The organism is Pseudomonas sp. ESBL9, assembly GCF_036668715.1.
GTDB lineage: Bacteria > Pseudomonadota > Gammaproteobacteria > Pseudomonadales > Pseudomonadaceae > Aquipseudomonas > Aquipseudomonas lundensis.
The window spans coordinates 35,815-59,464 of the sequence record NZ_JAZEVV010000011.1 but is presented as its reverse complement, the minus strand read 5'-3'; the positions used below and the strand labels follow the sequence as shown (position 1 = coordinate 59,464).

General features: G+C 58.5%; 24 protein-coding genes and 1 pseudogene. 21 read left to right on the top strand and 4 right to left on the bottom strand.

What is annotated here, in order from left to right; all coding sequences use genetic code 11:
- The first annotated feature begins 143 nt into the window (after positions 1-143).
- The gene (locus V6F78_RS21665) at positions 144-362 is read left to right on the top strand and encodes a bacterioferritin-associated ferredoxin (RefSeq protein ID WP_047292475.1); all 219 of its coding nucleotides are present in this window, start codon (positions 144-146) and stop codon (positions 360-362) included.
- Positions 363-561: 199 nt separating this feature from the next.
- On the top strand, positions 562-1,032 hold the full coding sequence (gene bfr / locus V6F78_RS21660) for a bacterioferritin (RefSeq protein ID WP_047274000.1): 471 nt from the start codon (positions 562-564) through the stop codon (positions 1,030-1,032).
- A 94-nt stretch (positions 1,033-1,126) separates the two neighbouring features.
- Here bfr and grxD read toward each other — a convergent pair whose 3' ends face one another.
- Positions 1,127-1,468 (bottom strand): Grx4 family monothiol glutaredoxin, encoded by a 342-nt coding sequence (gene grxD / locus V6F78_RS21655; RefSeq protein WP_047273998.1) that lies wholly within the window; start codon positions 1,466-1,468, stop codon positions 1,127-1,129.
- A 389-nt stretch (positions 1,469-1,857) separates the two neighbouring features.
- Between grxD and argF the strand changes: the two genes are divergently transcribed.
- Together argF and V6F78_RS21645 are read left to right on the top strand one after the other, a co-directional pair.
- Positions 1,858-2,778, top strand: coding sequence for an ornithine carbamoyltransferase (argF, locus tag V6F78_RS21650; protein WP_047292620.1), 921 nt, complete (start codon positions 1,858-1,860; stop codon positions 2,776-2,778).
- A complete protein-coding gene (locus V6F78_RS21645) occupies positions 2,775-3,884 on the top strand; it encodes an ABC transporter ATP-binding protein (RefSeq protein WP_047273996.1) in 1,110 nt (369 codons plus the stop codon). The genes argF and V6F78_RS21645 overlap by 4 nt, the downstream gene beginning before the upstream one ends.
- Positions 3,885-3,928: 44 nt before the next feature.
- Here V6F78_RS21645 and ybaK read toward each other — a convergent pair whose 3' ends face one another.
- On the bottom strand, positions 3,929-4,399 hold the full coding sequence (ybaK, locus tag V6F78_RS21640; RefSeq protein WP_047273994.1) for a Cys-tRNA(Pro) deacylase: 471 nt from the start codon (positions 4,397-4,399) through the stop codon (positions 3,929-3,931).
- 393 nt (positions 4,400-4,792) lie between these two features.
- On the opposite strand from ybaK, the gene V6F78_RS21635 reads away from it, so the two are divergent.
- The 14 genes from V6F78_RS21635 (at position 4,793) to V6F78_RS21570 (ending at position 18,983) form a co-directional block, all read left to right on the top strand.
- Positions 4,793-5,644, top strand: a complete 852-nt coding sequence (locus V6F78_RS21635; protein ID WP_047273992.1) for an MIP/aquaporin family protein — start codon at positions 4,793-4,795, stop codon at positions 5,642-5,644.
- 87 nt (positions 5,645-5,731) lie between these two features.
- Positions 5,732-7,237, top strand: coding sequence for a glycerol kinase GlpK (gene glpK / locus V6F78_RS21630; RefSeq protein WP_047278725.1), 1,506 nt, complete (start codon positions 5,732-5,734; stop codon positions 7,235-7,237).
- Between the two features lie 135 nt (positions 7,238-7,372).
- Entirely contained in the window at positions 7,373-8,128 is a 756-nt protein-coding gene (locus tag V6F78_RS21625) for a DeoR family transcriptional regulator (protein WP_047292469.1), read from the top strand.
- A 231-nt stretch (positions 8,129-8,359) separates the two neighbouring features.
- On the top strand, positions 8,360-9,898 hold the full coding sequence (glpD, locus tag V6F78_RS21620) for a glycerol-3-phosphate dehydrogenase (protein WP_169838970.1): 1,539 nt from the start codon (positions 8,360-8,362) through the stop codon (positions 9,896-9,898).
- 308 nt (positions 9,899-10,206) lie between these two features.
- Entirely contained in the window at positions 10,207-11,124 is a 918-nt protein-coding gene (locus V6F78_RS21615) for a glutamate/aspartate ABC transporter substrate-binding protein (protein WP_047292467.1), read from the top strand.
- A 195-nt stretch (positions 11,125-11,319) separates the two neighbouring features.
- The gene (locus tag V6F78_RS21610) at positions 11,320-12,066 is read left to right on the top strand and encodes an amino acid ABC transporter permease (protein WP_047273983.1); all 747 of its coding nucleotides are present in this window, start codon (positions 11,320-11,322) and stop codon (positions 12,064-12,066) included.
- Complete coding sequence (locus V6F78_RS21605) at positions 12,066-12,740, top strand: amino acid ABC transporter permease (protein ID WP_047273982.1); 675 nt, start codon at positions 12,066-12,068, stop codon at positions 12,738-12,740. Before V6F78_RS21610 ends, V6F78_RS21605 begins: the two co-directional genes overlap by 1 nt.
- The gene (locus V6F78_RS21600) at positions 12,737-13,471 is read left to right on the top strand and encodes an amino acid ABC transporter ATP-binding protein (RefSeq protein WP_047273980.1); all 735 of its coding nucleotides are present in this window, start codon (positions 12,737-12,739) and stop codon (positions 13,469-13,471) included. Before V6F78_RS21605 ends, V6F78_RS21600 begins: the two co-directional genes overlap by 4 nt.
- 115 nt (positions 13,472-13,586) lie before the next feature.
- Positions 13,587-15,491: a sensor histidine kinase gene (locus V6F78_RS21595; protein ID WP_047292465.1), complete on the top strand. Its 1,905-nt coding sequence runs from the start codon at positions 13,587-13,589 to the stop codon at positions 15,489-15,491.
- On the top strand, positions 15,488-16,813 hold the full coding sequence (locus V6F78_RS21590) for a sigma-54-dependent transcriptional regulator (protein ID WP_047278732.1): 1,326 nt from the start codon (positions 15,488-15,490) through the stop codon (positions 16,811-16,813). The genes V6F78_RS21595 and V6F78_RS21590 overlap by 4 nt, the downstream gene beginning before the upstream one ends.
- 8 nt (positions 16,814-16,821) lie before the next feature.
- The gene (locus tag V6F78_RS21585) at positions 16,822-17,148 is read left to right on the top strand and encodes a GlpM family protein (RefSeq protein ID WP_169835823.1); all 327 of its coding nucleotides are present in this window, start codon (positions 16,822-16,824) and stop codon (positions 17,146-17,148) included.
- Between the two features lie 113 nt (positions 17,149-17,261).
- Positions 17,262-18,182, top strand: coding sequence for an arginase (locus tag V6F78_RS21580; protein ID WP_332728226.1), 921 nt, complete (start codon positions 17,262-17,264; stop codon positions 18,180-18,182).
- Positions 18,179-18,553 carry an EamA family transporter gene (locus V6F78_RS21575; RefSeq protein ID WP_047292459.1) on the top strand — a complete coding sequence of 125 codons (375 nt, stop codon included), beginning with the start codon at positions 18,179-18,181 and terminating at the stop codon, positions 18,551-18,553. The genes V6F78_RS21580 and V6F78_RS21575 overlap by 4 nt, the downstream gene beginning before the upstream one ends.
- A 10-nt stretch (positions 18,554-18,563) precedes the next feature.
- Positions 18,564-18,983 carry an EamA family transporter gene (locus V6F78_RS21570; RefSeq protein ID WP_047292457.1) on the top strand — a complete coding sequence of 140 codons (420 nt, stop codon included), beginning with the start codon at positions 18,564-18,566 and terminating at the stop codon, positions 18,981-18,983.
- A gap of 28 nt (positions 18,984-19,011) precedes the next feature.
- On the opposite strand, the gene V6F78_RS21565 is transcribed toward V6F78_RS21570, so the two are convergent.
- Positions 19,012-19,773, bottom strand: a complete 762-nt coding sequence (locus V6F78_RS21565; RefSeq protein WP_332728223.1) for a MipA/OmpV family protein — start codon at positions 19,771-19,773, stop codon at positions 19,012-19,014.
- A 270-nt stretch (positions 19,774-20,043) separates the two neighbouring features.
- A pseudogene (locus tag V6F78_RS21560) lies at positions 20,044-20,457 on the bottom strand (MipA/OmpV family protein); the annotation flags it as partial.
- Between the two features lie 227 nt (positions 20,458-20,684).
- Between V6F78_RS21560 and V6F78_RS21555 the strand changes: the two are divergent.
- The 3 genes from V6F78_RS21555 to V6F78_RS21545 are packed head-to-tail and all read left to right on the top strand — an operon-like array spanning position 20,685 to position 23,642.
- Positions 20,685-21,380 carry an MtnX-like HAD-IB family phosphatase gene (locus tag V6F78_RS21555; protein WP_169838934.1) on the top strand — a complete coding sequence of 232 codons (696 nt, stop codon included), beginning with the start codon at positions 20,685-20,687 and terminating at the stop codon, positions 21,378-21,380.
- Complete coding sequence (locus V6F78_RS21550) at positions 21,373-22,767, top strand: aspartate aminotransferase family protein (RefSeq protein WP_047278740.1); 1,395 nt, start codon at positions 21,373-21,375, stop codon at positions 22,765-22,767. Before V6F78_RS21555 ends, V6F78_RS21550 begins: the two co-directional genes overlap by 8 nt.
- The gene (locus tag V6F78_RS21545) at positions 22,764-23,642 is read left to right on the top strand and encodes an alpha/beta hydrolase (RefSeq protein ID WP_047292452.1); all 879 of its coding nucleotides are present in this window, start codon (positions 22,764-22,766) and stop codon (positions 23,640-23,642) included. The genes V6F78_RS21550 and V6F78_RS21545 overlap by 4 nt, the downstream gene beginning before the upstream one ends.
- Positions 23,643-23,650 lie beyond the last annotated feature (8 nt).

Sequence of the window (23,650 nt, the reverse complement as noted above, 5' to 3'; positions counted from 1 at the left end):
TTAAAGCCACCCGGGTTAGGCGTGACACCGTTCGTCAGCATCAGGAATTAAACCCGCAATCGAGACCTAAGTTGCTTTGACAATCATTCTCGTTAACATTAAGATCCTTCGCATTGAATCCCAACCAGCGATGGTTCTTATTTATGTACGTTTGCCTCTGCACTGGCGTCACTGATGGAAAAATCCGAGACGCAATCTATGAAGGTTGCTGCAGCTACCGTGAAGTTCGCGAAGCGACCGGTATTGCCAGTCAATGTGGCAAATGTGCGTGCCTGGCCAAGCAAGTGGTGCGCGAAACCCTGTCTTCCCTGCAAGCCAGCCAGGCAGCCATGAGTTACCCGGCAGAATTTTCAGTCGCCTGATGTAGCCATTTAAAGAGAACCGGACATGATGTCCGGTTTTTTTATGCCATTAATTCAAGTGCTTAGGGCCTAGACGCGGAATACAAACATTCTTATTCCGATTAATTTTCATTTATTATTCAAATACTTAGGTTTGACAGGTGTAAGTGTGCAGATCAAACTCTTGCGCATATACAGTTCATTAAGGCAGGCCCTCGCGATGAAAGGCGACATTTCAGTCATTCAGCACCTCAACAAAATTCTCGGCAACGAGCTGGTCGCAATCAATCAGTACTTCTTGCATGCGCGCATGTATCAAGATTGGGGCCTGGAAAAGTTGGGTGCTCACGAATACCACGAGTCCATCGATGAGATGAAACACGCGGACAAGCTGATCAAACGCATTCTCTTCCTGGAAGGCCTGCCTAACGTGCAGGACCTGGGCAAGCTGCACATCGGCGAGCACACCAAGGAGATGCTTGAGTGCGACCTGCGCATTGAGCGCACCGGCCATGCCGATCTGAAAGCAGCCATCGCACACTGCGAAGTTGTGGGCGACTTTGGTAGCCGAGAACTTCTAGAAGACATTCTGGAGTCTGAAGAAGAACATATTGACTGGCTGGAAACTCAGCTTGGCCTGATTGATAAAGTGGGTCTTGAGAACTATCTGCAATCGCAGATGGGTGAATAAACCAAACCTCAGCCAATAAAAAACCCCGCCCTGTCTAAACAGTGGCGGGGTTTTTAATGCGCGCTAATTTATTCAAACTCGCGCGCAAAGCCCCTTAGGCTTCGGTCTTGGCGGCTGCGGCTTTAGCGGCGGCATCCTTGATCAGGGTTTGCAGCTCACCATTGGCAAACATCTCCGCCATGATGTCGCTGCCGCCCACCAGCTCACCACCTACCCACAGTTGCGGGAAGGTCGGCCAGTTAGCGTACTTGGGCAAATTGGCACGAATCTCTGGGTTCTGCAGGATGTCCACGTAAGCGAACTTTTCACCACAGCCCATTACGGCCTGAGCAGCTTTGGCCGAAAAGCCGCACTGTGGGGCATTCGGTGAGCCTTTCATGTAGAGCAGAATGGTGTTGTTGGCAATCTGTTCTTTGATCGTTTCGATGATATCCATGGAGCACCTCGGCTGAACTTTCCGACTCAGTTGTCGGCACGGTGGCGCATTGTAACGGAAACCCAGGCACCACGCTCGGTCTCCCCCACCGACAATAGTCTGCATCTGCTGCCCATCAATTGCCAACCCATGGCAGGGCAGTGTACAAATGGGTCGCTGAGGGCAGGTAATCCACCCATTAGTGCTTACAGTGCACGCGCTCATGCCGCGTACACAGCGCCTGAAACCTCCCAAACAACACCCTTATTGGCAAGACGCGACATTTCCTTATAAGATCGCGCCTTCCCCTATTTCGTCGCCACGTGCGGCTAACGCCGCAGGTCTCGCCCGTTTTTCTGAAAAACCTGGCTTTGAGCATCTGCAGTCGTTGCAAAAGAAGGTAGTTAATGATGAGCGCAAGGCACTTTCTCTCCCTGATGGATTGCACGCCCGAAGAGCTTAGCAGCGTGATTCGTCGAGGCATCGAGCTCAAGGACCTGCGCAATCGCGGCGTGCTTTTCGAACCGCTGAAAAACCGTGTACTGGGCATGATTTTCGAAAAATCGTCCACCCGCACCCGTTTGTCCTTTGAAGCGGGCATGATCCAGCTCGGCGGTCAGGCGATCTTCCTGTCGCCGCGTGACACCCAGCTGGGGCGTGGCGAACCCATCGGCGATTGCGCAATCGTCATGTCACGCATGCTGGATGCCGTGATGATCCGTACCTTCGCCCACAGCACCCTGACTGAATTCGCAGCCAATTCTCGCGTCCCAGTGATCAATGGTCTGTCAGACGATCTGCACCCGTGCCAACTGCTGGCCGACATGCAAACGTTTCTGGAACACCGCGGCTCGATCAAAGGCAAGACCGTGGCTTGGATCGGGGACGGCAACAACATGTGCAACAGCTATATAGAAGCAGCCATCCAGTTCGACTTCCAACTGCGCATCGCCTGCCCGGAAGGCTATGAACCGAACCCCGAGTTCGTGGCCCAGGCAGGCGAACGCGTCACCATCGTACGTGCCCCGCAAGACGCAGTAACCGGCGCCCACCTGGTCAGTACCGACGTCTGGACCTCCATGGGTCAGGAAGAAGAAACCGCCAAGCGTCTGAAGACGTTCGCGCCTTATCAGGTCAACAAGGCACTGCTCGATCTGGCGGCCGACGATGTGCTGTTCATGCACTGCTTACCCGCGCACCGCGGGGAAGAAATCAGCGAAGACCTGCTGGACGATCCCCGCTCCGTTGCGTGGGACCAGGCTGAAAACCGTTTGCACGCGCAAAAAGCGCTGCTCGAATTCCTTGTACAACCGGCGTACCACCACGCATGAGTCAACCTCTTCTGCTGAACCTTCGTGATCTGGCCTGTGGCTATCAGGGCCAGAGCGTTGTGCAAAACCTCAACCTGCACCTCAACGCCGGCGACATCGGTTGCCTGCTGGGCTCTTCAGGCTGCGGCAAGACCACCACCCTGCGTGCAATCGCAGGCTTTGAACCTGTGCATCAAGGTGAAATCCAGCTGGGCGGCGAAATCATCTCCAGCGCAGGCTTCACCCTCGCGCCGGAGAAACGTCGCATAGGCATGGTGTTTCAGGACTACGCGCTTTTTCCTCATCTCAGCGTGGCCGACAACATTGCATTTGGTATTCGCAAACTGCCGAACAAAGACCGTATCACCGAAGAACTGCTCGAACTGGTCAACCTGAAAAACCTCGGCAAGCGTTTCCCCCATGAGCTTTCGGGTGGCCAGCAGCAACGTGTGGCGCTAGCGCGCGCCTTGGCGCCTGAGCCACAGCTGCTTCTGCTGGACGAGCCGTTCTCCAATCTGGATGGCGAGTTACGTCGCAAGCTGAGCCACGAAGTGCGGGATATTTTGAAAGCCCGCGGCACCAGCGCCATTCTGGTGACACACGATCAGGAAGAAGCCTTCGCTGTTAGTGACCACGTTGGCGTGTTCAAAGAGGGCCGGTTGGAACAGTGGGATACGCCTTACAACCTCTACCACGAACCGCTGACCCCTTACGTGGCGAGCTTCATTGGTCAGGGTTACTTTATTCGCGGCCAGTTACTGAGCCCGGAGTCGGTGCAAACAGAGCTTGGCGTCCTGCAGGGCAACCGCGCCTACACATGGCCAACGGGCGGCGCCGTCGACGTGCTGCTGCGCCCCGACGATATTGTCTATGCGCCGGACAGCGACCTGAAAGCCAGAATCATCGGCAAGACCTTCCTCGGCGCATCGACGCTGTATCGCTTGCAACTACCGACCGGCAGTCAGCTGGAATCCATCTTCCCAAGCCACGTCGATCATCTTCCAGGCGCAGAAGTTGGCATCCGTGTGGCGGCTGAGCACCTTGTGATGTTTCAAACCAGCGGCAGCACCGCTGCGCAAATCCCCCACACCGACTCAGGTGTAAGACGTTTGAGCAGCGCTCACTGAACTAGGTGAAGCACAAGCGACGTAACGCCCGCGTCGCCTGTGCTTCAAACCCGCCCAATATTCGCAAAGGTCGCCCGCGTCTGCTCTGCCAGCACTGAGGGCGCCAATTCGACCTCCAGCCCGCGTCGACCGGCGCTCACATAAATCGTCTCAAAACCCTCAGCGCTGCTGTCTATAAAGGTACGCAAGCGCTTCTTCTGCCCCAGCGGGCTGATCCCGCCCAACAAATAGCCGGTCGAGCGCTGCGCCGCTGCCGGGTCTGCCATTTCGGCTTTTTTCACTCCGGCGGCATGTGCCAGCGCTTTTAGGTCAAGACTTCCGACGACCGGTACGACAGCCACCAATAATTCACCCTTTTCACTGCTGGCCAACAACGTCTTGAACACCTGAGCGGGCGCCAAGCCAAGCTTTTCCGCCGCTTCATGACCGTACGAAGCCGCTTTGGGGTCATGTTCATAGCTGTGTATCCGATGTTCGGCGCGAACTTTTTTCAGCAGGTCCAGTGCAGGGGTCATGAGCATTCCTGTCGTTCGGTGATGGCACACTTGAGTGGGTGGATTCTAGGGCAATTCGGCCCTCAAGACGCGCTGGAACGGGCGTTCCATATGGATACCATATGAACTGGGCGCTGAATCGTTACATCCTCCCCTACCAATTTGTAGTCTTTGCTTACAGAAAAACCAATACCAAAACATCCGGTAAAAGTCAGAATGTGAATGGTCGTTCACTTTCGACCTTTGACAGCAGTGTTTCTTGTCTATATTTTTTCGATTCTGAATATATCAGCCAAAATTATGTTCCTATTTACCCGCACACGAAAAACCGGGATAAGCCATTCCCGGTATGTGTGCAGCTCCACTGCCACCTGACTGACGACGTCAAAAAACAACAAAAACGAGGTTTTACACATGACGACTGCATCGCAGCACCCCACGCTTTCAGGCCAGTGTATGGCCGAGTTTCTCGGTACCGCACTTCTCATTTTCTTTGGAACCGGTTGTGTCGCGGCGCTCAAGGTCGCGGGCGCAAGCTTCGGCTTGTGGGAGATCAGCATCATCTGGGGCATTGGCGTGAGCATGGCGATTTACCTCACGGCGGGCGTGTCAGGTGCTCACCTGAACCCGGCCGTCAGTATTGCGCTGTGCCTGTTCACCGACTTTGAAAAACGCAAACTGCCGTTCTATATCCTCGCGCAGGTCGCGGGGGCGTTTTGCGCCGCTGCACTGGTGTACACGCTGTACAGCAACCTGTTCTTCGATTACGAACAAGCCCATCAAATGGTGCGCGGCAGTAAAGAGAGCCTGGAACTGGCGTCTGTTTTCTCGACGTACCCGCATCCATCCTTGTCGACGCTGCAAGCCTTTCTCGTGGAAGTGGTGATTACCGCCATCCTCATGGGCGTCATCATGGCCCTGACAGACGACAAAAATGGTCTGCCACGCGGGGCAATGGCGCCTTTACTGATCGGCCTGCTGATTGCCGTCATTGGCAGTTCGATGGGCCCGTTGACCGGTTTTGCAATGAACCCTGCACGTGATTTCGGGCCTAAGCTGATGACTTTCTTTGCGGGCTGGGGTGAAGTTTCGTTCACCGGCGCACGCGATATTCCTTATTTCCTGGTTCCAATCTTTGCACCCATCGTGGGTGCTTGCCTCGGCGCAGCCATTTACCGCGGGATGATTGCCCGCCACCTGCCTGCCGTCGAACCTGTGGCAACGGATGCCCAAGCAAGCGCTGAAGTGAAAACCCAAGCGTCCTGATATCGACTTATGAAACGGGGCGCACGAGACTCTGCCCGTTATCTTCTCGCGCCCTGAACCCATTACTTCATTCTGCAAGGCAATCCCATGACCGACATTCAGAATAAGAACTACATCATTGCGTTGGACCAAGGCACCACCAGTTCGCGAGCGATCATCTTTGACCGTGACGCAAACGTGGTCTGCACCGCCCAACGCGAGTTCCAGCAGCATTACCCGCAAGCAGGCTGGGTCGAGCACGACCCGATGGAGATTTTCGCGACCCAAAGCGCGGTGATGGTAGAAGCCCTGGCGCAGGCCGGCTTGCATCACGATCAAGTCGCGGCCATCGGTATCACCAACCAGCGTGAAACAACCGTGGTATGGGACAAGGTCAGCGGCCGTCCGATCTATAACGCCATCGTCTGGCAGTGCCGACGCAGCACTGAAATCTGCGAACAGCTCAAGCGCGACGGCCACGAACACTACATCAGCGACACCACCGGCCTGGTGACTGACCCGTACTTCTCCGGCACCAAGCTGAAGTGGATCCTCGACAACGTTGAAGGTAGTCGCGAACGCGCCCGCAAAGGCGAACTGCTGTTCGGCACTGTCGACAGCTGGCTGATCTGGAAATTTACCGGCGGCAAAACCCACGTCACCGACTACACCAATGCCTCGCGCACCATGCTCTTCAACATCCACACGCTGGAGTGGGATGCGAAGATGCTGGACATCCTGGACATCCCGCGTGAAATGCTGCCGGAGGTGAAATCGTCCTCCGAGATCTATGGCCGCACCAAAAGCGGCATCGCCATTGGCGGCATCGCGGGCGACCAACAAGCCGCGCTGTTTGGCCAAATGTGCGTTGAGCCGGGCCAGGCCAAAAACACCTACGGCACCGGTTGCTTCCTGCTGATGAACACCGGCACCAACGCGGTCAAGTCCACCCACGGTATGCTGACCACCATCGCCTGCGGCCCCCGTGGCGAAGTGGCGTATGCGCTGGAAGGCGCCGTATTCAACGGTGGTTCAACCGTGCAGTGGTTGCGCGACGAATTAAAGATCATCAACGACGCCCACGACACCGAGTACTTTGCCAGCAAGGTCAAAGACAGCAATGGCGTGTACCTGGTACCCGCCTTTACCGGTCTTGGCGCACCGTATTGGGACCCGTATGCACGGGGCGCCCTGTTCGGCCTGACCCGTGGCGTCCGCGTTGATCACATCATTCGTGCAGCACTTGAGTCGATTGCCTACCAAACCCGCGATGTGCTGGACGCGATGCAGCAGGACTCCGGCGAACGCCTCAAAGCCCTGCGCGTGGACGGTGGTGCTGTGGCCAACAACTTCCTGATGCAATTTCAGGCTGACATTCTGGGGACCATGGTCGAACGTCCACAAATGCGCGAAACCACTGCGCTGGGTGCGGCCTATCTGGCGGGTCTGGCGTGCGGGTTCTGGAGCAGCCTGGACGAGTTGCGCGGCAAGGCCGTGATTGAACGCGAGTTCGAACCCACCCTTGAAGAAGCCAGCAAAGAGAAACTTTACGCTGGCTGGAAAAAGGCCGTGAGCCGTACCCGCGACTGGGAACCCCACGAAGAAAACAACTAAGTCCCACGCCAAATACAGCAGTTGGCGCTTCACGCGCTGGCTGCTGCATGCTGGCTTGCTCTCACCTGCGAGTAGCAGACGGCGCTTTCCTGCGGCATCATGGACGAATTTGCTTCGCCGCCCAAAGGAAACTCCATGAATCTGCCTCCACGCCAGCAGCAGATCCTCGAACTCGTTCGCGAGCGCGGCTATGTCAGCATCGAGGAAATGGCGCAGTTATTCGTTGTCACGCCCCAGACCATTCGTCGCGATATCAACCAGTTGGCAGAAGCCGATTTGTTGCGCCGCTATCACGGTGGTGCGGCGTATGACTCCAGCGTAGAAAACACCGCCTACGCCATGCGCGCCGATCAGATGCGCGATGAAAAACGCCGCATTGGTGAAGCCATTGCCGCCCAGATACCTGACCACGCCTCTCTTTTTATCAATATCGGGACGACCACCGAGTCCATCGCCCGGGCACTGCTCAATCACAACCACCTGAAAATCATCACCAACAACTTGCACGTTGCCTCGATCCTGAGCGCAAAGGACGACTTCGAAGTGCTGATTGCAGGGGGCAACGTGCGCCGTGACGGCGGTATCGTCGGCCAGGCCAGCGTCGACTTCATTAATCAGTTCAAGTTTGACTACGCCTTGGTGGGCATCAGCGGTATTGATTCTGACGGCAGTTTGTTGGATTTCGACTATCAAGAAGTGCGCGTATCCCAAGCCATTATTGCCAATGCCCGACAGACCATTCTGGCGGCGGACTCGAGCAAATTTGGTCGCAATGCCATGGTGCGCTTGGGGCCCATCTCCCTGATTGATTGCCTGGTCACCGACCAACCACCTGTCCCGGAGCTGGCGCAGTTGTTGGCACAGAACAAAATCCGCCTCGAAGTGGTTTAACCCCTCCTGCGCAAGATCGGGGCTCGCGCTGGCCGAGCCCCTCGGGCGCTTCGCGGGTCAGTCCTGACCTGCCCACCCAGCGTAAATGTTCGAAATTCTTCCTTTATCCGGTCTTCGATGAGTTTTTTCAATCGAAGCAGGCTGGCTGTGCGCGTGTTTATCCGCTACCATTTTCGAAAATGAACATTAATGTTCGAATTCAAATATGCGTATTCAACGCGAGGCTCCTTCATGTCGCACACCACCTTGCCTGCCACGCCTCTTGCCGAGGTTTACGACGTTGCCGTGATTGGCGGCGGAATTAACGGTGTCGGCATCGCCGCAGACGCTGCTGGCCGCGGCCTGTCAGTGTTCCTCTGCGAAAAGGATGACCTCGCCAGCCACACGTCCTCAGCCAGCAGCAAGCTGATCCACGGCGGCCTGCGCTATCTGGAACATTACGAGTTTCGTCTGGTGCGTGAAGCCTTGGCCGAGCGTGAAGTGCTGTTGGCCAAAGCCCCGCACATCGTCAAACCGATGCGCTTTGTATTGCCACACCGCCCGCACCTGCGTCCGGGCTGGATGATTCGTGCTGGCCTGTTCCTGTATGACCATTTGGGCAAACGTGAAAAATTGGCCGGCTCAACCAGCCTCAAATTTGGCGCCGACAGCCCGCTAAAAGCGGAAATCACCAAAGGTTTCGAATACTCGGACTGCTGGGTTGATGACGCACGCCTTGTCGTACTCAATGCCATGGCTGCGCGTGAAAAAGGCGCTCATGTCCACACCCAGACCCGTTGCGTCGGTGCGCGTCGTAGCAAAGGCCTGTGGGAACTGAACCTGGAACGCGCTGACGGCAGCCTGTTCTCAATTCGCAGCAAAGCACTGGTCAATGCCGCAGGCCCGTGGGTGGCCAAGTTCATCAAGGACGACCTGAAACTGGACTCGCCTTACGGCATCCGCCTGATCCAGGGCAGTCACTTGATCGTGCCGAAGCTGTATGACGCGCCGAACGCGTTCATTCTGCAGAACGAAGACCAACGCATCGTGTTCACCATTCCGTACATGGATCAGTTCACCATCATCGGCACCACTGATCGCGAATACACAGGCGACCCGGCCAAGGTCAGCATCACTGAGCAAGAAACGGATTACCTGCTGAATGTGGTCAACGCTCACTTCAAAAAACAATTGAGCCGCGACGATATCCTGCGCACTTACTCCGGGGTGCGTCCGCTGTGCAATGACGAGTCCGACAATCCGTCCGCCGTAACCCGTGACTACACGCTGGCTTTATCTGGCGCGCCGGGCGAAGCACCTTTGTTGTCGGTATTTGGCGGCAAGCTGACCACCTACCGCAAACTGGCAGAGTCGGCGATGGTTCAACTGACTCCGTTCTTCACCCAGATCAAACCCAGCTGGACGGCAGCCGCTACCTTGCCCGGTGGCGAAGACATGACCACCCCGGCGGCACTGAGCGCAGCCTTGGTCAGTAAACACAGCTGGCTGGATGCCGCTATCGCCAAGCGCTGGGCCATTACGTATGGCAACCGCGCCTGGACGCTGCTGGAAGGCGCGCAAGGTCTGGAAGATATGGGTGAGCACATTGGCAGCGGCTTATACAGCCGCGAAGTTGACTACCTGTGCAGTCAGGAATGGGCTCTGGACGCTCAGGACATCCTGTGGCGCCGCACCAAGCTGGGGTTGTTCACCACCGCCGAAGAACAGCAACACCTGGCCCACTACATGGCCAGCCTGAACCTCAAACACCGCAAGGTAGAAGCCGCTTAACTCTCCCTTTAACGCCCACCTCGATGTGGGCGTTTTTTTATCGCGACGCGCCCGAATCATTCGGATTTCCGAACGCGGTCCTTCATGCAAGTTCGGCTTTCCGGGCAACCGCATGTTCACGCCTGCCTGCAACAAACCTATAACCCCATATAAATCATAGTGTTAGCTTTAATAACAGGATCTGGCACGACTCATGCTCTACACTCTGGGCCGACTGCTTAAACAGCCTTAGCCTGTTGAGTTGTTCGAAGTACATAAAGGGTCCAGTGAACTGGCTCAATAAAAAAAACAATGTCGAGGAACCACCGATGCGCATCGTCCCGCAACTTTTGGCCGCAGCCATTACTGCAGCCCTGATTAGCACTCCAGTTTTTGCAGCCGAATTGACCGGCACACTGAAGAAAATCAAAGAATCCGGCACCATCACCCTTGGGCATCGTGACTCCTCCATCCCGTTCTCCTACATCGCGGACGCTTCCGGTAAACCGGTGGGTTACTCCCACGATGTGCAACTGGCAATTGTCGAAGGCTTGAAAAAGCAGCTCGACATGCCGGACCTCAAGGTCAAGTACAACCTGGTCACCTCCCAGACCCGCATCCCGCTCGTACAGAACGGCACAGTCGACGTTGAATGTGGCTCTACCACCAACAACGCCGAACGCGCCCAGCAAGTCGACTTCTCGGTCGGCATCTTCGAAATCGGTACGCGTCTGCTGTCCAAAAAAGACTCGCCATACAAAGATTTCGCTGACCTGAAAGGCAAAAACGTCGTGACCACCGCCGGGACCACTTCCGAGCGCATTCTCAAGGCCATGAACGCCGACAAGCAGATGGGCATGAACGTGATCTCGGCAAAAGACCACGGTGAAGCGTTCAACATGCTCGAATCGGGCCGCGCCGTCGCATTCATGATGGACGACGCCCTGCTCGCCGGTGAAATGGCCAAGGCCAAGAAGCCCGCTGACTGGGCTGTAACCGGTACGCCACAATCGTACGAAATCTACGGTTGCATGATGCGCAAAGGCGATCCTGAATTCAAAAAGGCCGTGGATGACGCCATCGTTGCGACTTACAAGTCTGGCGAAATCAACAAGATCTACGACAAGTGGTTCCAGCAGCCAATCCCGCCTAAGGGGCTGAACCTGCAGTTCCCGATGAGCGACGAGCTGAAAGCGCTGATCGCAAACCCTACCGATAAGCCTGCTGACGACAAGCCAAAAGCCTGATGCCGGTTACTACCGGGCGTGAATAATCGCGCCCGGTAGCCTTGATCACCCGCTGTACTCGCTACTGACTGCATTAGAGAGCACTCGACCCGCCGGTTGTCGAGCGGGGAGCGTGTGCCTGACGATCGTGTCAGGTGAGAACGGATTCCCTGAAGCAAGTGCTTGTGACTAGAACCATCTGAGGGGAGACCCTGCATGAATTACAACTGGGACTGGACCGTGTTTTTCAAGTCCACCGGCGTAGGCAGCGAGACGTATCTCGACTGGTTTATTTCGGGCTTGGGCTGGACCATCGCGATCGCTGTCGTCGCCTGGATCGTTGCCTTAATGCTGGGTTCGCTGCTGGGCGTGATGCGCACCCTGCCGAACCGCTTCATCGCCGGCATCGCCACCCTTTACGTTGAAATCTTCCGTAACGTACCGCTGCTGGTGCAGTTGTTCATCTGGTACTTCCTGGTGCCCGATCTGCTGCCGCCGGACTTGCAGGAGTGGTACAAGCAAGACCTCAACCCGACCACCTCGGCTTATCTGAGCGTCGTGGTGTGCCTGGGCCTGTTCACCGCCGCCCGGGTGTGCGAACAAGTGCGTACCGGTATCGAAGCGCTGCCCCGCGGTCAGGAGTCAGCCGCTCGCGCCATGGGTTTCAGCATGACGCAGATTTACTGGCACGTGCTGCTGCCTCAGGCGTACCGGATCATCATTCCACCCCTCACCTCCGAATTCCTCAACGTGTTCAAGAACTCGTCGGTGGCCTCGTTGATCGGTTTGATGGAACTGCTGGCGCAAACCAAACAGACAGCCGAATTCTCAGCCAACCTGTTTGAAGCCTTCACATTGGCCACGTTGATTTACTTCACCTTGAACATGAGCCTGATGTTGCTCATGCGCCTGATCGAGAAAAAAGTCGCCGTACCCGGCCTCATGTCTCTGGGGGGCAAATAATGGACTTCTTTGATTTCAGCGGGATCGTCCCTGCCCTGCCGGGCCTGTGGAACGGCATGATCATGACCCTCAAGCTGATGGTGATGGGTGTGATCGGCGGCGTGGCCCTGGGGACCGTTTTGGCCCTCATGCGCCTGTCTTCAAGCAAGTGGCTGTCCAATCTGGCGGGCGCCTACGTTAACTATTTCCGCTCGATTCCGTTGCTGCTGGTGATCACCTGGTTCTACCTGGCCGTTCCCTTCGTGCTGCGCTGGATCACGGGTGAAGACACCCCGATCGGCGCCTTCGAGTCGTGCCTGGTGGCATTCGTCATGTTCGAAGCGGCGTACTTCTGCGAGATCGTGCGAGCGGGCGTACAAGCCATTCCTAAAGGCCAGATGGGCGCCGCCAAAGCGCTGGGCATGAGTTACGGCCAGGCCATGCGCCTGATCATCCTGCCTCAGGCATTCCGCAAAATGACCCCGCTGCTGCTGCAACAAAGCATCATCCTGTTCCAGGACACCTCGCTGGTTTACACCGTAGGCCTTGTGGACTTCCTCAATGCCTCGCGCTCAAGCGGCGATATCATCGGCCGCTCCAATGAGTTCCTGATCTTCGCCGGTCTGGTGTATTTCATCATCAGCTTTTCCGCCTCGCTGCTGGTCAAGCGTCTGCAAAAAAGGTTTGCCGTATGATCTCGATCAAGAACATCAACAAGTGGTACGGGGACTTTCAGGTACTGACCGATTGCAGTACTGAAGTCAAAAAAGGTGAAGTGGTGGTGGTCTGCGGGCCATCGGGCTCCGGCAAGTCGACCCTGATCAAGTGCGTCAACGCCCTTGAACCGTTCCAGAAAGGCGACATCGTAGTGGACGGCATCTCGATAGCCGACCCTAAAACCAACCTGCCGAAATTGCGTTCGCGCGTGGGCATGGTGTTCCAGCATTTCGAACTGTTCCCGCACATGACCATCACCGAAAACCTGACCATTGCTCAGGTCAAGGTACTGGGGCGCAGCAAAGCCGAAGCCACCAAAAAAGGCCTTGAGTTGCTGGAGCGCGTGGGCTTGTCGGCCCACGCCCACAAACACCCTGGCCAACTGTCGGGCGGCCAGCAACAGCGTGTGGCGATTGCCCGTGCGCTGGCGATGGACCCGATTGTCATGCTGTTTGACGAACCCACCTCAGCCCTCGACCCGGAAATGGTCAACGAAGTGCTCGACGTAATGGTGCAACTGGCCCACGAAGGCATGACCATGATGTGCGTAACCCATGAAATGGGCTTTGCCCGCAAAGTGGCCGACCGGGTCATCTTCATGGATCAGGGCAAAATCGTCGAAGACTGTCAGAAAGATGAGTTCTTTGGCGATGTGAGCGCCCGCTCGCAACGCGCTCAGGACTTCTTGGGCAAGATCCTGCAGCACTGATAACTCAACCACCCGTCAGGGTGTTCGCCACATGCCTGTAACCGGGCGCAGCCTGCGTCCGGTTACAGCATTGGCCACCTCTTTATTGCGCAGTGGTTGACCCAAGGCATCTGTGATGAAATGCGACCCCACACTTTATCGCGGTGCCCCGCCCTCACTTGCCGTGAAACCTCGTCTGCTGCGCCACTGGCTGTTGCCGCCCCTGATTATCCTGCTGACTATCGGCCTGGGGTACGCGGGCTATCGCGTCAGCGAGCATTTCGGCATCCGCGCCCTCAGCGAAAACGGTGAACGCCAGCTGGAGCTGCACGCCCGCACCGTCGAAAGTGAACTCGGCAAATACACTTACCTGCCCAGCTTGCTGGAGCTTGAGTCCAGCGTATCGAAGCTGTTGGCCGACCCGGATTTGCAGAATCGCACCACCGTCAATCAATACCTCGAAGGCCTCAACCGCCGCAGCCGCAGTCGCGCCATCTATGTCCTCGACACCACGGGGCGGGTGCTGGCCACCAGCAACTGGCGAGATGCCGACAGCTACCTGGGTGAAGACCTGTCCTTTCGGGCGTACTTTCAAGACGCCGTACGCGGCCAACCGGGGCGCTTCTACGGCATCGGCAGCACCAGCGGCGAGCCCGGTTACTACTTGGCCCACGGGCTGGAAGAGCAAGGCAAAATCATCGGCGTCGCGGTCATTAAAGTGCGCCTGGAAGCCCTGGAAGAACGCTGGCAGCGGGCACGGCTTGAAGCCTACGTCAGCGATGAGAACGGCATCATCATCTTGTCCAGCGACCCTACCCGGCGCCTGAAATCAGTCAGACCGCTTTCGGCCGACACCAAAGAAAAACTCGCGCGCAGCCTTCAGTACTACTGGTGGCCGCTCAACGAGCTGCAACCGTTGCAGCGCGAACAGTTGGCTGAAGGCGTCGAGAAAATCACCTTCGCCACCAACAGCGAAGTCATCACCGATCATCAGCAAGTCAGCTACCTGGCGCAAACGCGCAACCTCAACGACACACCCTGGGACATCACCCTGCTCACGCCCCTGCAAGACCTGCGTCGCGAGGCGGCGAATCAGGGCATGCTGGTGGCTGTCGGCTTTGCCCTGCTGGCCTTCCTGCTCATCGCGTGGAACGAGCGGCGCAAGGTGATTGCCACCCGGCTGGCCGCACGCGAAGCCCTGCAAGAAGCCAACAATCAGTTGGAACGGAAAATCACCGAACGCACCACCCATCTGCGCGCCAGTAACGAACGCCTCAAAGGGCAGATACGCGAACGGCGTCAGGCCGAAGACACCCTGCGCCGCGCCCAGGACGAACTGGTGCAAGCTGGCAAACTTGCTGCGATCGGGCAAATGTCCACCAGCATTGCCCACGAACTTAACCAGCCCTTGGCCGCCTTGCGCACGCTCTCGGGCAACACGGTCCGGTTCCTGGAGCGTGGCGACTTGAAAGTGGCGGCTGAAAACCTCGGCACCATCAACAACCTGGTGGACCGTATGGGCCGCATCACCGCCAACCTGCGCTCATTTGCGCGACGCGGCGACGACGATGGTCATGCCAGCCTGAGCCACGCCGTAGACGCCGCCTTGCAACTGCTCGATGCCAGGCTGCAAGCGTCGGGCGCAAGCGTGCAGCGTGATTTCAGCGACGCCCATTTGAAAATTGACCAGACGCGGCTCGAGCAAATCCTGATCAACCTGATCGGCAACGCGCTTGATGCCATGCAGGGCCAAAGCACGCCGCCGCACGTGTGGCTCGAAGGCGATGTCAGCGAAGGCAAATATCGCCTGCACGTGCGCGACAACGGCCCGGGCATTGACCCCGAAACCCGCAAGCACCTGTTTGAACCGTTCTTCACCACCAAACCCGGCGAGCAAGGGCTCGGGCTCGGCCTGACCCTGTCGGCCAGCCTAGCGGCCGCCGCCGGTGGCAGCCTGAGCGTTGAATTCCCGGCCAGCGGTGGTGTTGCGTTTGTCCTTTTATTACCGTTGCTGCAACCCGTTAAGGCCGAGCCGCTATGAACCCTGAATTAAGCGTCCTGATTGTCGAAGACGACCCCCATGTCCTGCTGGGTTGCCAGCAGGCGCTGGCCCTGGAAGACATCCGCAGCGAAGGCGTAAGCAGCGCCGAACAAGCCCTGGCACTGGTGGGTGATAATTTCCCCGGCATCGTCATCAGCGATATTCGACTGCCCGGCATTGATGGCCTCGAACTGCTCAAACGCCTCAAGGCCCGCGACCACAGCCTGCCCGTGGTGTTGATTACCGGGCACGGCGACATTTCCATGGCCGTCGGCGCAATGCGCGATGGGGCCTATGATTTCATGGAAAAACCGTTTTCCCCCGAGCGCCTGGTGGACGTCGTGCGTCGCGCGCTGGAACAACGCAGCCTGGCCCGTGAAGTGTGGTCGCTGCGTCGGCAACTGGCGGAGCGCGATTCCCTGGAAGGCCGCATCATTGGGCGCTCCCCCGCCATGCAACACTTGCGCGAACTGATTGCCAACGTTGCTGATACGTCTGCCAACGTGCTGATCGAAGGCGAAACCGGCACCGGCAAGGAATTGGTCGCCCGCTGCCTGCACGACTTCAGTCGACGCCAGCCCCAACAGTTCGTCGCCCTGAACTGCGGCGGCTTGCCCGAGAACTTGTTCGAAAGTGAAATCTTTGGTCACGAAGCCAATGCCTTCACGGGGGCGGGCAAACGGCGGATCGGCAAAATCGAACACGCCGACGGCGGCACGCTGTTTCTCGATGAAGTCGAAAGCATGCCCCTGAACTTGCAAATCAAACTGCTGCGGGTGCTGCAAGAACGCACACTCGAACGTCTGGGCTCGAACCAGAGCATTGATGTCGATTGCCGCGTGATTGCGGCCACCAAATCCGACCTCGACCAACTGGGCAAAGCCAACCAGTTTCGCAGCGACCTGTACTACCGGCTGAACGTGGTCACCCTCGAACTGCCGCCTTTGCGCGAGCGCCGCGAAGACATCCTGCAATTGTTCGAATATTTCTTGCAGCAATCCTCCTTGCGCTTCGACCGCGCCGCGCCCGAGCTGGACAACCAGACCCTCTCCAGCCTCATGAGCCACGACTGGCCCGGGAACGTGCGCGAGCTGCGTAACGTGGCTGAGCGCTTTGCCCTGGGGCTGCCCGCGTTTAAGAAAACCGGCGGCAGTGTTGCGCAAGGGCTGGGGTTTTCAGAAGCGGTGGAAGCCTTCGAGCGCAACCTGCTCAACGACGCCCTGCAACGCAGTGGTGGCAACTTGACTCAAGCCAGCCAGGAGCTGGGCATGGCCAAGACCACCCTGTTCGACAAAGTTAAAAAATACGGTTTGGCGCACTGATGGATCTGATTTTAAAAGCGGCACTCGGGGCAGGCGTGGTCATCATTCTGGCCATGCTGGCAAAAACCAGAAACTACTACATTGCCGGGCTGGTGCCGCTGTTTCCGACCTTCGCCCTGATCGCGCATTACATCGTGGGCAAAGGCCGGTCCATCGAGGACCTGAAAACCACCATCGTGTTCGGCATGTGGTCGATCATTCCCTACTTTGTTTACCTGGCGGCCTTGTACGTGCTGGTCGACCGCATGCGCCTTGAAGCCTCGCTGGCGCTGGCAGCGGTGGCCTGGCTCATGGCCGCAACCGTATTGGTCAGCGTCTGGGTCAGGCTCCACTGACCCCAAACCGGCGGCGCCGCTCACCTCGCTGACACCTTGGCCCGTCCCTTGCATTTACCCCTTAACGCCCGCCGAGCTTGATCCGGCGGGGATTGAATGGGGTAAAGCTGACGTTGAACATTCTCGATCTCGATTCCAGTCTGACGGCGCAACCCGCCATCGCTGAGCGGCTGCTGGATGGCCGCGCCACGCGCTTTGACCTGCTGGCGCTAGGCCCGCAACTGCGGTTATGGTCCACCGAGCGCACCTACCGGCGCTTCGTGCAGCAGTTGAAAAAACGACCGCCGCGCCCGGCGCACCGACCTGAACTGTTCTTTGTCGGTTCCGGCGACTATCACCACCTGACCCCGGCATTGCTCAGCGATTTGCCGGAGCCCGTCAGCCTGATCCACTTTGACAATCACCCCGACTGGGTGCGCCTGGCGCCCAAGCGCCATTGCGGTTCCTGGGTCAATCGTGCGCTCGAAATGCCCGACATTGCGCGCATCATCACCCTGGGACCGTGCAGCGATGACCTGGAAAACCCGCAAATCAAGGGCGGCAATCTGGGCGCCCTGCAACGCGGGCACTTGCAACTGTTCCCGTGGCAGCACGCACCCACTCAAGTCTGGGGCCGCATCGGCGATGGGCCGGGCCATAAGCAACATGAAAACCTGCTGCACTGGCGCAACCTTGTGGACGAGGACTGGCCCGCGTTTATCGACGCCCTGATCGACGACCTGCCCACCGGGGCGGTGTGGATCACGATCGACAAAGACGTGCTAGCCAGTGAAGACGCCGCCACCAACTGGGATCAAGGCGGCATGCGCCTGAACCACTTGCTGCACGCCATCCGCGCCTTGGCCGCACGCACACGTGTACTGGGGATCGACGTGTGCGGCGAGTTTGCCAAGGCCCCGCACCGCAACTGGCTCAAACGCTGGGAGGCGAAATCCGACCAGCCCCCGCCGCAGCGTTGGAGCGAGCAGGACCTGCTGCGCAATGCCCACACCAACGAGGCATTGATCACACTGTTTGAGGAGCTTTTTCCGTGACCCTGATCGTGATTGCGCTGGTGGCGTTTTCCATCGTGCTCGATGTGATCGGGCAGCTGTGTTTCAAGGTCGGCCTCGACCGCTTGCCTGAGCTGGAAGGCGGGTTCCGCCTCAATGCCTTCTGGGCACAAGTATTTAACGCACCGATGCTGTGGGCCGGGATCGCCGCCTACGTGATCGAGTTTTTCGTCTGGCTGGAAGCGCTGTCGCGCGCGCCCTTGAGTCTGTTGTTTCCCGCCGCAGCCCTGGCGTATTGCGGCGTGGTGTTCGCTGGCAGCGTGCTGCTCGGCGAACACGTCAGTCGGCGCCGCTGGCTGGGCACACTGGTGATTACCGTTGGCGTGATGCTGGTCTGCATCGCCGGGACCTGAGGAGTTGAACATGCAATCTGAAAACACCCTGAGCACTGCCGCAGACGGTTGGCTTCACGGGCGGTTGGGCACCGTTGTGCTGTGGGCGCTGCTGATTGCGCTGGAAAGCAGTGGGCAGATCGCCACCAAAGTGGGCGGCGACCAACTGGGACAGATGGACTTCAGCCTGCAATGGCTCCACGCGGTGATGATGAACCCCGGCGTGTGGGTCGCCATTGCCTGCTACATCGGGGCGTTTTTCGTGTGGATGCTGATTCTGCGCCGCAGCAGTTTGTCGCTGGCATTCCCGTTGAGTTCGCTGGTGTTCGTCGGCGTCTTGCTCGGCTCGTGGCTCGGACTGGGGGAACACATCAGTGTGCTGCACTGGGTGGGTGTGGCCGTGATCATAATCGGCATCGCCCTGCTGGCCGACGGTGAACCTGAGCATTGATCCGCCTGCGCACAGGGCGGCAGCAGGGTCAGAATGTATAACTGATGGCCGTCTGCACGCTGCCCTGGTTCACCTCGCCCCGTTCTTTGACGATGCTGCTGTCCGCGGCCGATCCCAGCAGGTGCATCCAGCTGGCACTGGCCACCAGCGACCAGTGCGCGGCCAGCGGGAACTCAAGGTTCTGGGTCAGGCTGATCTGCTGGAACCCGCCGCTGGCCTTGTACGCGCCGATGCCTGACACTTGCGCTTCACGGCTGCTGACACCAAAAAACGTTGAGGTCTGACGCCCGTCTGCGAAATGAGCGGCTAACTGGCTGCTGCCAATAATCCCTTTCCCCAGTGGGTAGCCCAACTCGCCACCGACTTGCCCCAGCACCCCGCCCTGACCGCCTGCGCCGCCCACCGCTTGCCCCAGCTTGGCGTACACCCGCCAGAATTCGGCCGGGCTGTACTGCACAAAACCGCCCAGTTGGGCCATGTCCGAGACATCGCGCAAACCACGCAACGAGCCGTTGGCATCACGCCCCGGCAGGTAGTTAACGAACGGCCCCACCGTCCAGTCGCCCGCCTGGAGCGCACGCCAGCTCAGGCCATCCTCAGTGTCCAGGCTGACATCGCCCCACTCCACATCGACATACGGCAACGGCACGGTTTCATAACGGCTGGCGCTCGGGTCATAAGGCTGATAACCCACACCTGCACCGATCTCGCCAGTTGGGCCATCGGCGGCGAACACCCCCACCGAACCGAACAGGACAAACAGCAAAACAGCAGGCAAGGGCGTTTTCATCTCAGGGGTTCCGTGGAGGTTCAGGCGCGCATCAATCCCTGTTTTGCCCACCATGCGCAAGCACTGATGTTGTTTGTAGCAACCTACAAAAATTGTAGCTTCCACCCCCCCGCTGAACCCCCGTCTCGCTCAAAGCCCCGGCCCGCCGGGCGTGCGCAGGTTGGCACAGTCAATGCAATCCCCTGTTGCAAGCGCACTGTGCGCACCTCCTCCACAGGACAACGCAGATGATGCAATGGCATATCGTGTGTGACTTCGACGGGACCATCACCCGGACTGACCGCCTGCGCCGCCCACCGCTTGCCCCAGCTTGGCGTACACCCGCCAGAATTCGGCCGGGCTGTACTGCACAAAACCGCCCAGTTGGGCCATGTCCGAGACATCGCGCAAACCACGCAACGAGCCGTTGGCATCACGCCCCGGCAGGTAGTTAACGAACGGCCCCACCGTCCAGTCGCCCGCCTGGAGCGCACGCCAGCTCAGGCCATCCTCAGTGTCCAGGCTGACATCGCCCCACTCCACATCGACATACGGCAACGGCACGGTTTCATAACGGCTGGCGCTCGGGTCATAAGGCTGATAACCCACACCTGCACCGATCTCGCCAGTTGGGCCATCGGCGGCGAACACCCCCACCGAACCGAACAGGACAAACAGCAAAACAGCAGGCAAGGGCGTTTTCATCTCAGGGGTTCCGTGGAGGTTCAGGCGCGCATCAATCCCTGTTTTGCCCACCATGCGCAAGCACTGATGTTGTTTGTAGCAACCTACAAAAATTGTAGCTTCCACCCCCCCGCTGAACCCCCGTCTCGCTCAAAGCCCCGGCCCGCCGGGCGTGCGCAGGTTGGCACAGTCAATGCAATCCCCTGTTGCAAGCGCACTGTGCGCACCTCCTCCACAGGACAACGCAGATGATGCAATGGCATATCGTGTGTGACTTCGACGGGACCATCACCCGGACTGACGTCATCGACAACATTCTTCAGCGCTTCGCCGACCCGAGCTGGCAAGCCATTGAAGCGCAATGGGTGCAGGGCGAGATTGGCTCGCGGGAATGCCTGAGCCGCCAACTGTCACTGGTCAACGCGTCACCCGCGCAATTGCTGGCCTATTTCGACAGCGTTGAGATCGACCCGGACTTCCCGGATTTCGTCGATCACATCATTGCACGGGGCGCCTCCCTCGAAGTCGTCAGTGACGGCATCGAACAAGGCATCGCACGGATTCTGGCCCGTCACTACGTGACCTTGCTGCCGATCCTTGCCAATCGGCTGCGTCAGGTCGACCAGCACAGCTGGCGCATCGATTTCCCCTACGCCAGCGACGCATGCCGCGCGGCCTCGGGTAATTGCAAATGCGCCTCCACCCCCGCAGGCAAACGCGTGCTGGTGATCGGTGACGGTCGCTCAGACATGTGCGTGGCCGCCAAAGCCGACTTTGTGTTTGCCAAGGACAGCCTGGCCGACCATTGCGAGCGCAATGGCATTCCATACGCGCGCTTCGATTCGTTCGCTGAACTGCCCGCCTTGCTCGCCCAATTGCCGAACCATGCCGCCAACGCCCCCCACTTTTCTCGTGAACAGCAGGAACTCTTCAACCATGTCTGACATCCGAATCGCCACCCCTGAAGACCAGATCCTTCTGGAAAAAGAAGCCAAATACTGCTCTTACGGCGACACCGTTCACTACATTGAGCCCCCGCGTATTTTCAGCCGCTGCGAAGGTTCCTACGTTTGGGACACCGAAGATCAAGCCTACCTCGACCTGCAAATGTGGTACTCGGCGGTCAACTTCGGGTACGCCAACCCGCGCCTGAACAACGCGCTGAAACAGCAAATCGACACCCTGCCGCAAATCGCCAGCCAGTACCTGCACAAGGGCAAAATCGAGTTGTCGGAGTGCATCGCCGTCGATGCCAAAAACAAGTTCGGTCTGGACGGCCGTGTGCACTTCAACGTGGGCGGTTCGCAGTCCATCGAAGACTCGTTGAAAGTGGTGCGCAACGCCAGCAACGGCAAAAGCCTGATGTTCGCGTTCGAAGGCGGCTACCACGGGCGTACCCTCGGCGCGTCCTCGATCACGTCCAGCTACCGCTACCGTCGCCGCTATGGCCACTTTGGCGAGCGCGCCAACTTTATTCCGTTCCCGTACCACTTCCGTGGGCCGAAGGGCATGACCAAGGAAGAATACGGCAGCCATTGCGTGCAGCAATTCGCCCGTTTGTTTGAGACGGAATACAACGGCGTGTGGGACCCGAAAGTCGGCCAGAGCGAATACGCCGCGTTTTACGTCGAGCCGATTCAGGGCACTGGCGGCTACGTCATCCCCCCGATGAACTTCTACAGCGAGCTCAAGCACGTGCTGGATCAGCACGGCATCTTGATGGTGGTCGATGAAATCCAGATGGGCTTTTGGCGCACCGGCAAGCTGTGGTCGATTGAGCACTTCGACGTCAAACCCGACGTGATCGTATTCGGCAAAGCGTTGACCAACGGCCTCAACCCGCTGGGCGGCATTTGGGCCCGCGAAGAGCTGATCAACCCGACGGTATTCCCGCCAGGCTCCACCCACTCCACCTTCGCCTCCAACCCGCTGGGCACAGCCGTGGGCCTGGAGATGTTCAAGATGACCCACGAAGTCGATTACGGCGCGATGGTCATGGCCAAGGGCAAGTACTTCCTGGCCGGGTTGCAGGACCTGCAAAAGCGTTACCCGATCATCGGGGACGTGGACGGCCTGGGGCTAGCGTTGCGCTGCGAAATCTGCGGCCCGGACGGCTTTACCCCGGACAAGGCGACCCTGGACTACATGGTGGAAGAAGGCATGAAGGGCGACATCGACATCGATGGCAAACGTCTGGGCCTGATTCTGGACGTGGGCGGCTACTACAAAAACGTCATCACCCTGGCCCCGTCGCTGGAAATCAGCTACGCAGAAATCGACCTCGGCATCGCCCTGCTCGACCGCCTGCTGCACCGGGCCATGCAGCGGTGAACGCGGCCGTTTCACTGACAGGCGCCATCGACCTGGGTGAAGGCGACGCCGGTTTCGTGATCGGCACCGGTGAGGTCGCGGTGTTGTTGATCCACGGCTTGACCGGCACCCCGACAGAGTTGCGTCGGGTGGCCATGGGCCTGGCCAAAGAGGGCTGTACGGTGTACGTCCCGACGCTGGCCGGGCATTGCGGCGACAACGCCGATTTGCAAGCCACGGGCTGGCAAGACTGGTACGCCAGCGCCCGCAACACCTTTGTCGGCATTCGCCAAAAACACGCTCAGGTGTTTGTCGGTGGGCTGTCCATGGGCGCGGTGATGTCGATGCACCTGGCCGCCGAACACCCTGGGCAGGTCACGGGTTTGCTGCTGTATTCCACGACCCTGCGCTACGACGGCTGGAACATGCCAAAAGCGGCGGTATTGACACCGCTGCTGATGGCGATTCCGTTCGGCGTGCACCTGTGTCGCTTCAACGAAACACCGCCCTACGGGATCAAAGACCCGCGTTTGCGCGCCATCGTTGAACGCCAGATGAAAGCAGGCGAAAGCAGTCATGCCGGGCTGTTGACCATGTCGGGCGTCAGCGTGCGCGAGTTGCATCGCCTGATCGCGGCAGTCAAACGCGCCATGCCTAAGGTGATGACGCCCGCGCTGGTGATTCATTCCCGTGAAGACGACATCACCAGCCGCTGGAATGCCGATTATGTCGAACGTCGCCTGGGCGGCCCGGTGACTAAGGTGCTGCTCGACAACTGTTACCACATGATTACCGTCGACTTGCAATACCGGCGCGTGATCGAGTTAAGCGTTGATTTCGTGAGAAACCACAGCGCCGTTTCAGAGGCCGCCGCGCCGTACGCGCAACAGGCCTGACAACAAGG

Bases quoted from the DNA above. Each gene is read 5' to 3' on its own strand.
- V6F78_RS21570 (WP_047292457.1), top strand. From the start codon at position 18,564: ATGCAATCTGAAAACACCCTGAGCACTGCCGCAGACGGTTGGCTTCAC.
- ybaK (WP_047273994.1), bottom strand. From the start codon at position 4,399: ATGACCCCTGCACTGGACCTGCTGAAAAAAGTTCGCGCCGAACATCGG.
- V6F78_RS21610 (WP_047273983.1), top strand. From the start codon at position 11,320: ATGAATTACAACTGGGACTGGACCGTGTTTTTCAAGTCCACCGGCGTA.
- V6F78_RS21555 (WP_169838934.1), top strand. From the start codon at position 20,685: ATGATGCAATGGCATATCGTGTGTGACTTCGACGGGACCATCACCCGG.
- bfr (WP_047274000.1), top strand. From the start codon at position 562: ATGAAAGGCGACATTTCAGTCATTCAGCACCTCAACAAAATTCTCGGC.
- glpD (WP_169838970.1), top strand. From the start codon at position 8,360: ATGTCGCACACCACCTTGCCTGCCACGCCTCTTGCCGAGGTTTACGAC.
- V6F78_RS21605 (WP_047273982.1), top strand. From the start codon at position 12,066: ATGGACTTCTTTGATTTCAGCGGGATCGTCCCTGCCCTGCCGGGCCTG.
- glpK (WP_047278725.1), top strand. From the start codon at position 5,732: ATGACCGACATTCAGAATAAGAACTACATCATTGCGTTGGACCAAGGC.
- V6F78_RS21625 (WP_047292469.1), top strand. From the start codon at position 7,373: ATGAATCTGCCTCCACGCCAGCAGCAGATCCTCGAACTCGTTCGCGAG.
- V6F78_RS21550 (WP_047278740.1), top strand. From the start codon at position 21,373: ATGTCTGACATCCGAATCGCCACCCCTGAAGACCAGATCCTTCTGGAA.
- V6F78_RS21665 (WP_047292475.1), top strand. From the start codon at position 144: ATGTACGTTTGCCTCTGCACTGGCGTCACTGATGGAAAAATCCGAGAC.
- V6F78_RS21645 (WP_047273996.1), top strand. From the start codon at position 2,775: ATGAGTCAACCTCTTCTGCTGAACCTTCGTGATCTGGCCTGTGGCTAT.
- V6F78_RS21590 (WP_047278732.1), top strand. From the start codon at position 15,488: ATGAACCCTGAATTAAGCGTCCTGATTGTCGAAGACGACCCCCATGTC.
- V6F78_RS21595 (WP_047292465.1), top strand. From the start codon at position 13,587: ATGAAATGCGACCCCACACTTTATCGCGGTGCCCCGCCCTCACTTGCC.
- V6F78_RS21565 (WP_332728223.1), bottom strand. From the start codon at position 19,773: ATGAAAACGCCCTTGCCTGCTGTTTTGCTGTTTGTCCTGTTCGGTTCG.
- V6F78_RS21600 (WP_047273980.1), top strand. From the start codon at position 12,737: ATGATCTCGATCAAGAACATCAACAAGTGGTACGGGGACTTTCAGGTA.
- V6F78_RS21635 (WP_047273992.1), top strand. From the start codon at position 4,793: ATGACGACTGCATCGCAGCACCCCACGCTTTCAGGCCAGTGTATGGCC.
- grxD (WP_047273998.1), bottom strand. From the start codon at position 1,468: ATGGATATCATCGAAACGATCAAAGAACAGATTGCCAACAACACCATT.
- V6F78_RS21615 (WP_047292467.1), top strand. From the start codon at position 10,207: ATGCGCATCGTCCCGCAACTTTTGGCCGCAGCCATTACTGCAGCCCTG.
- argF (WP_047292620.1), top strand. From the start codon at position 1,858: ATGAGCGCAAGGCACTTTCTCTCCCTGATGGATTGCACGCCCGAAGAG.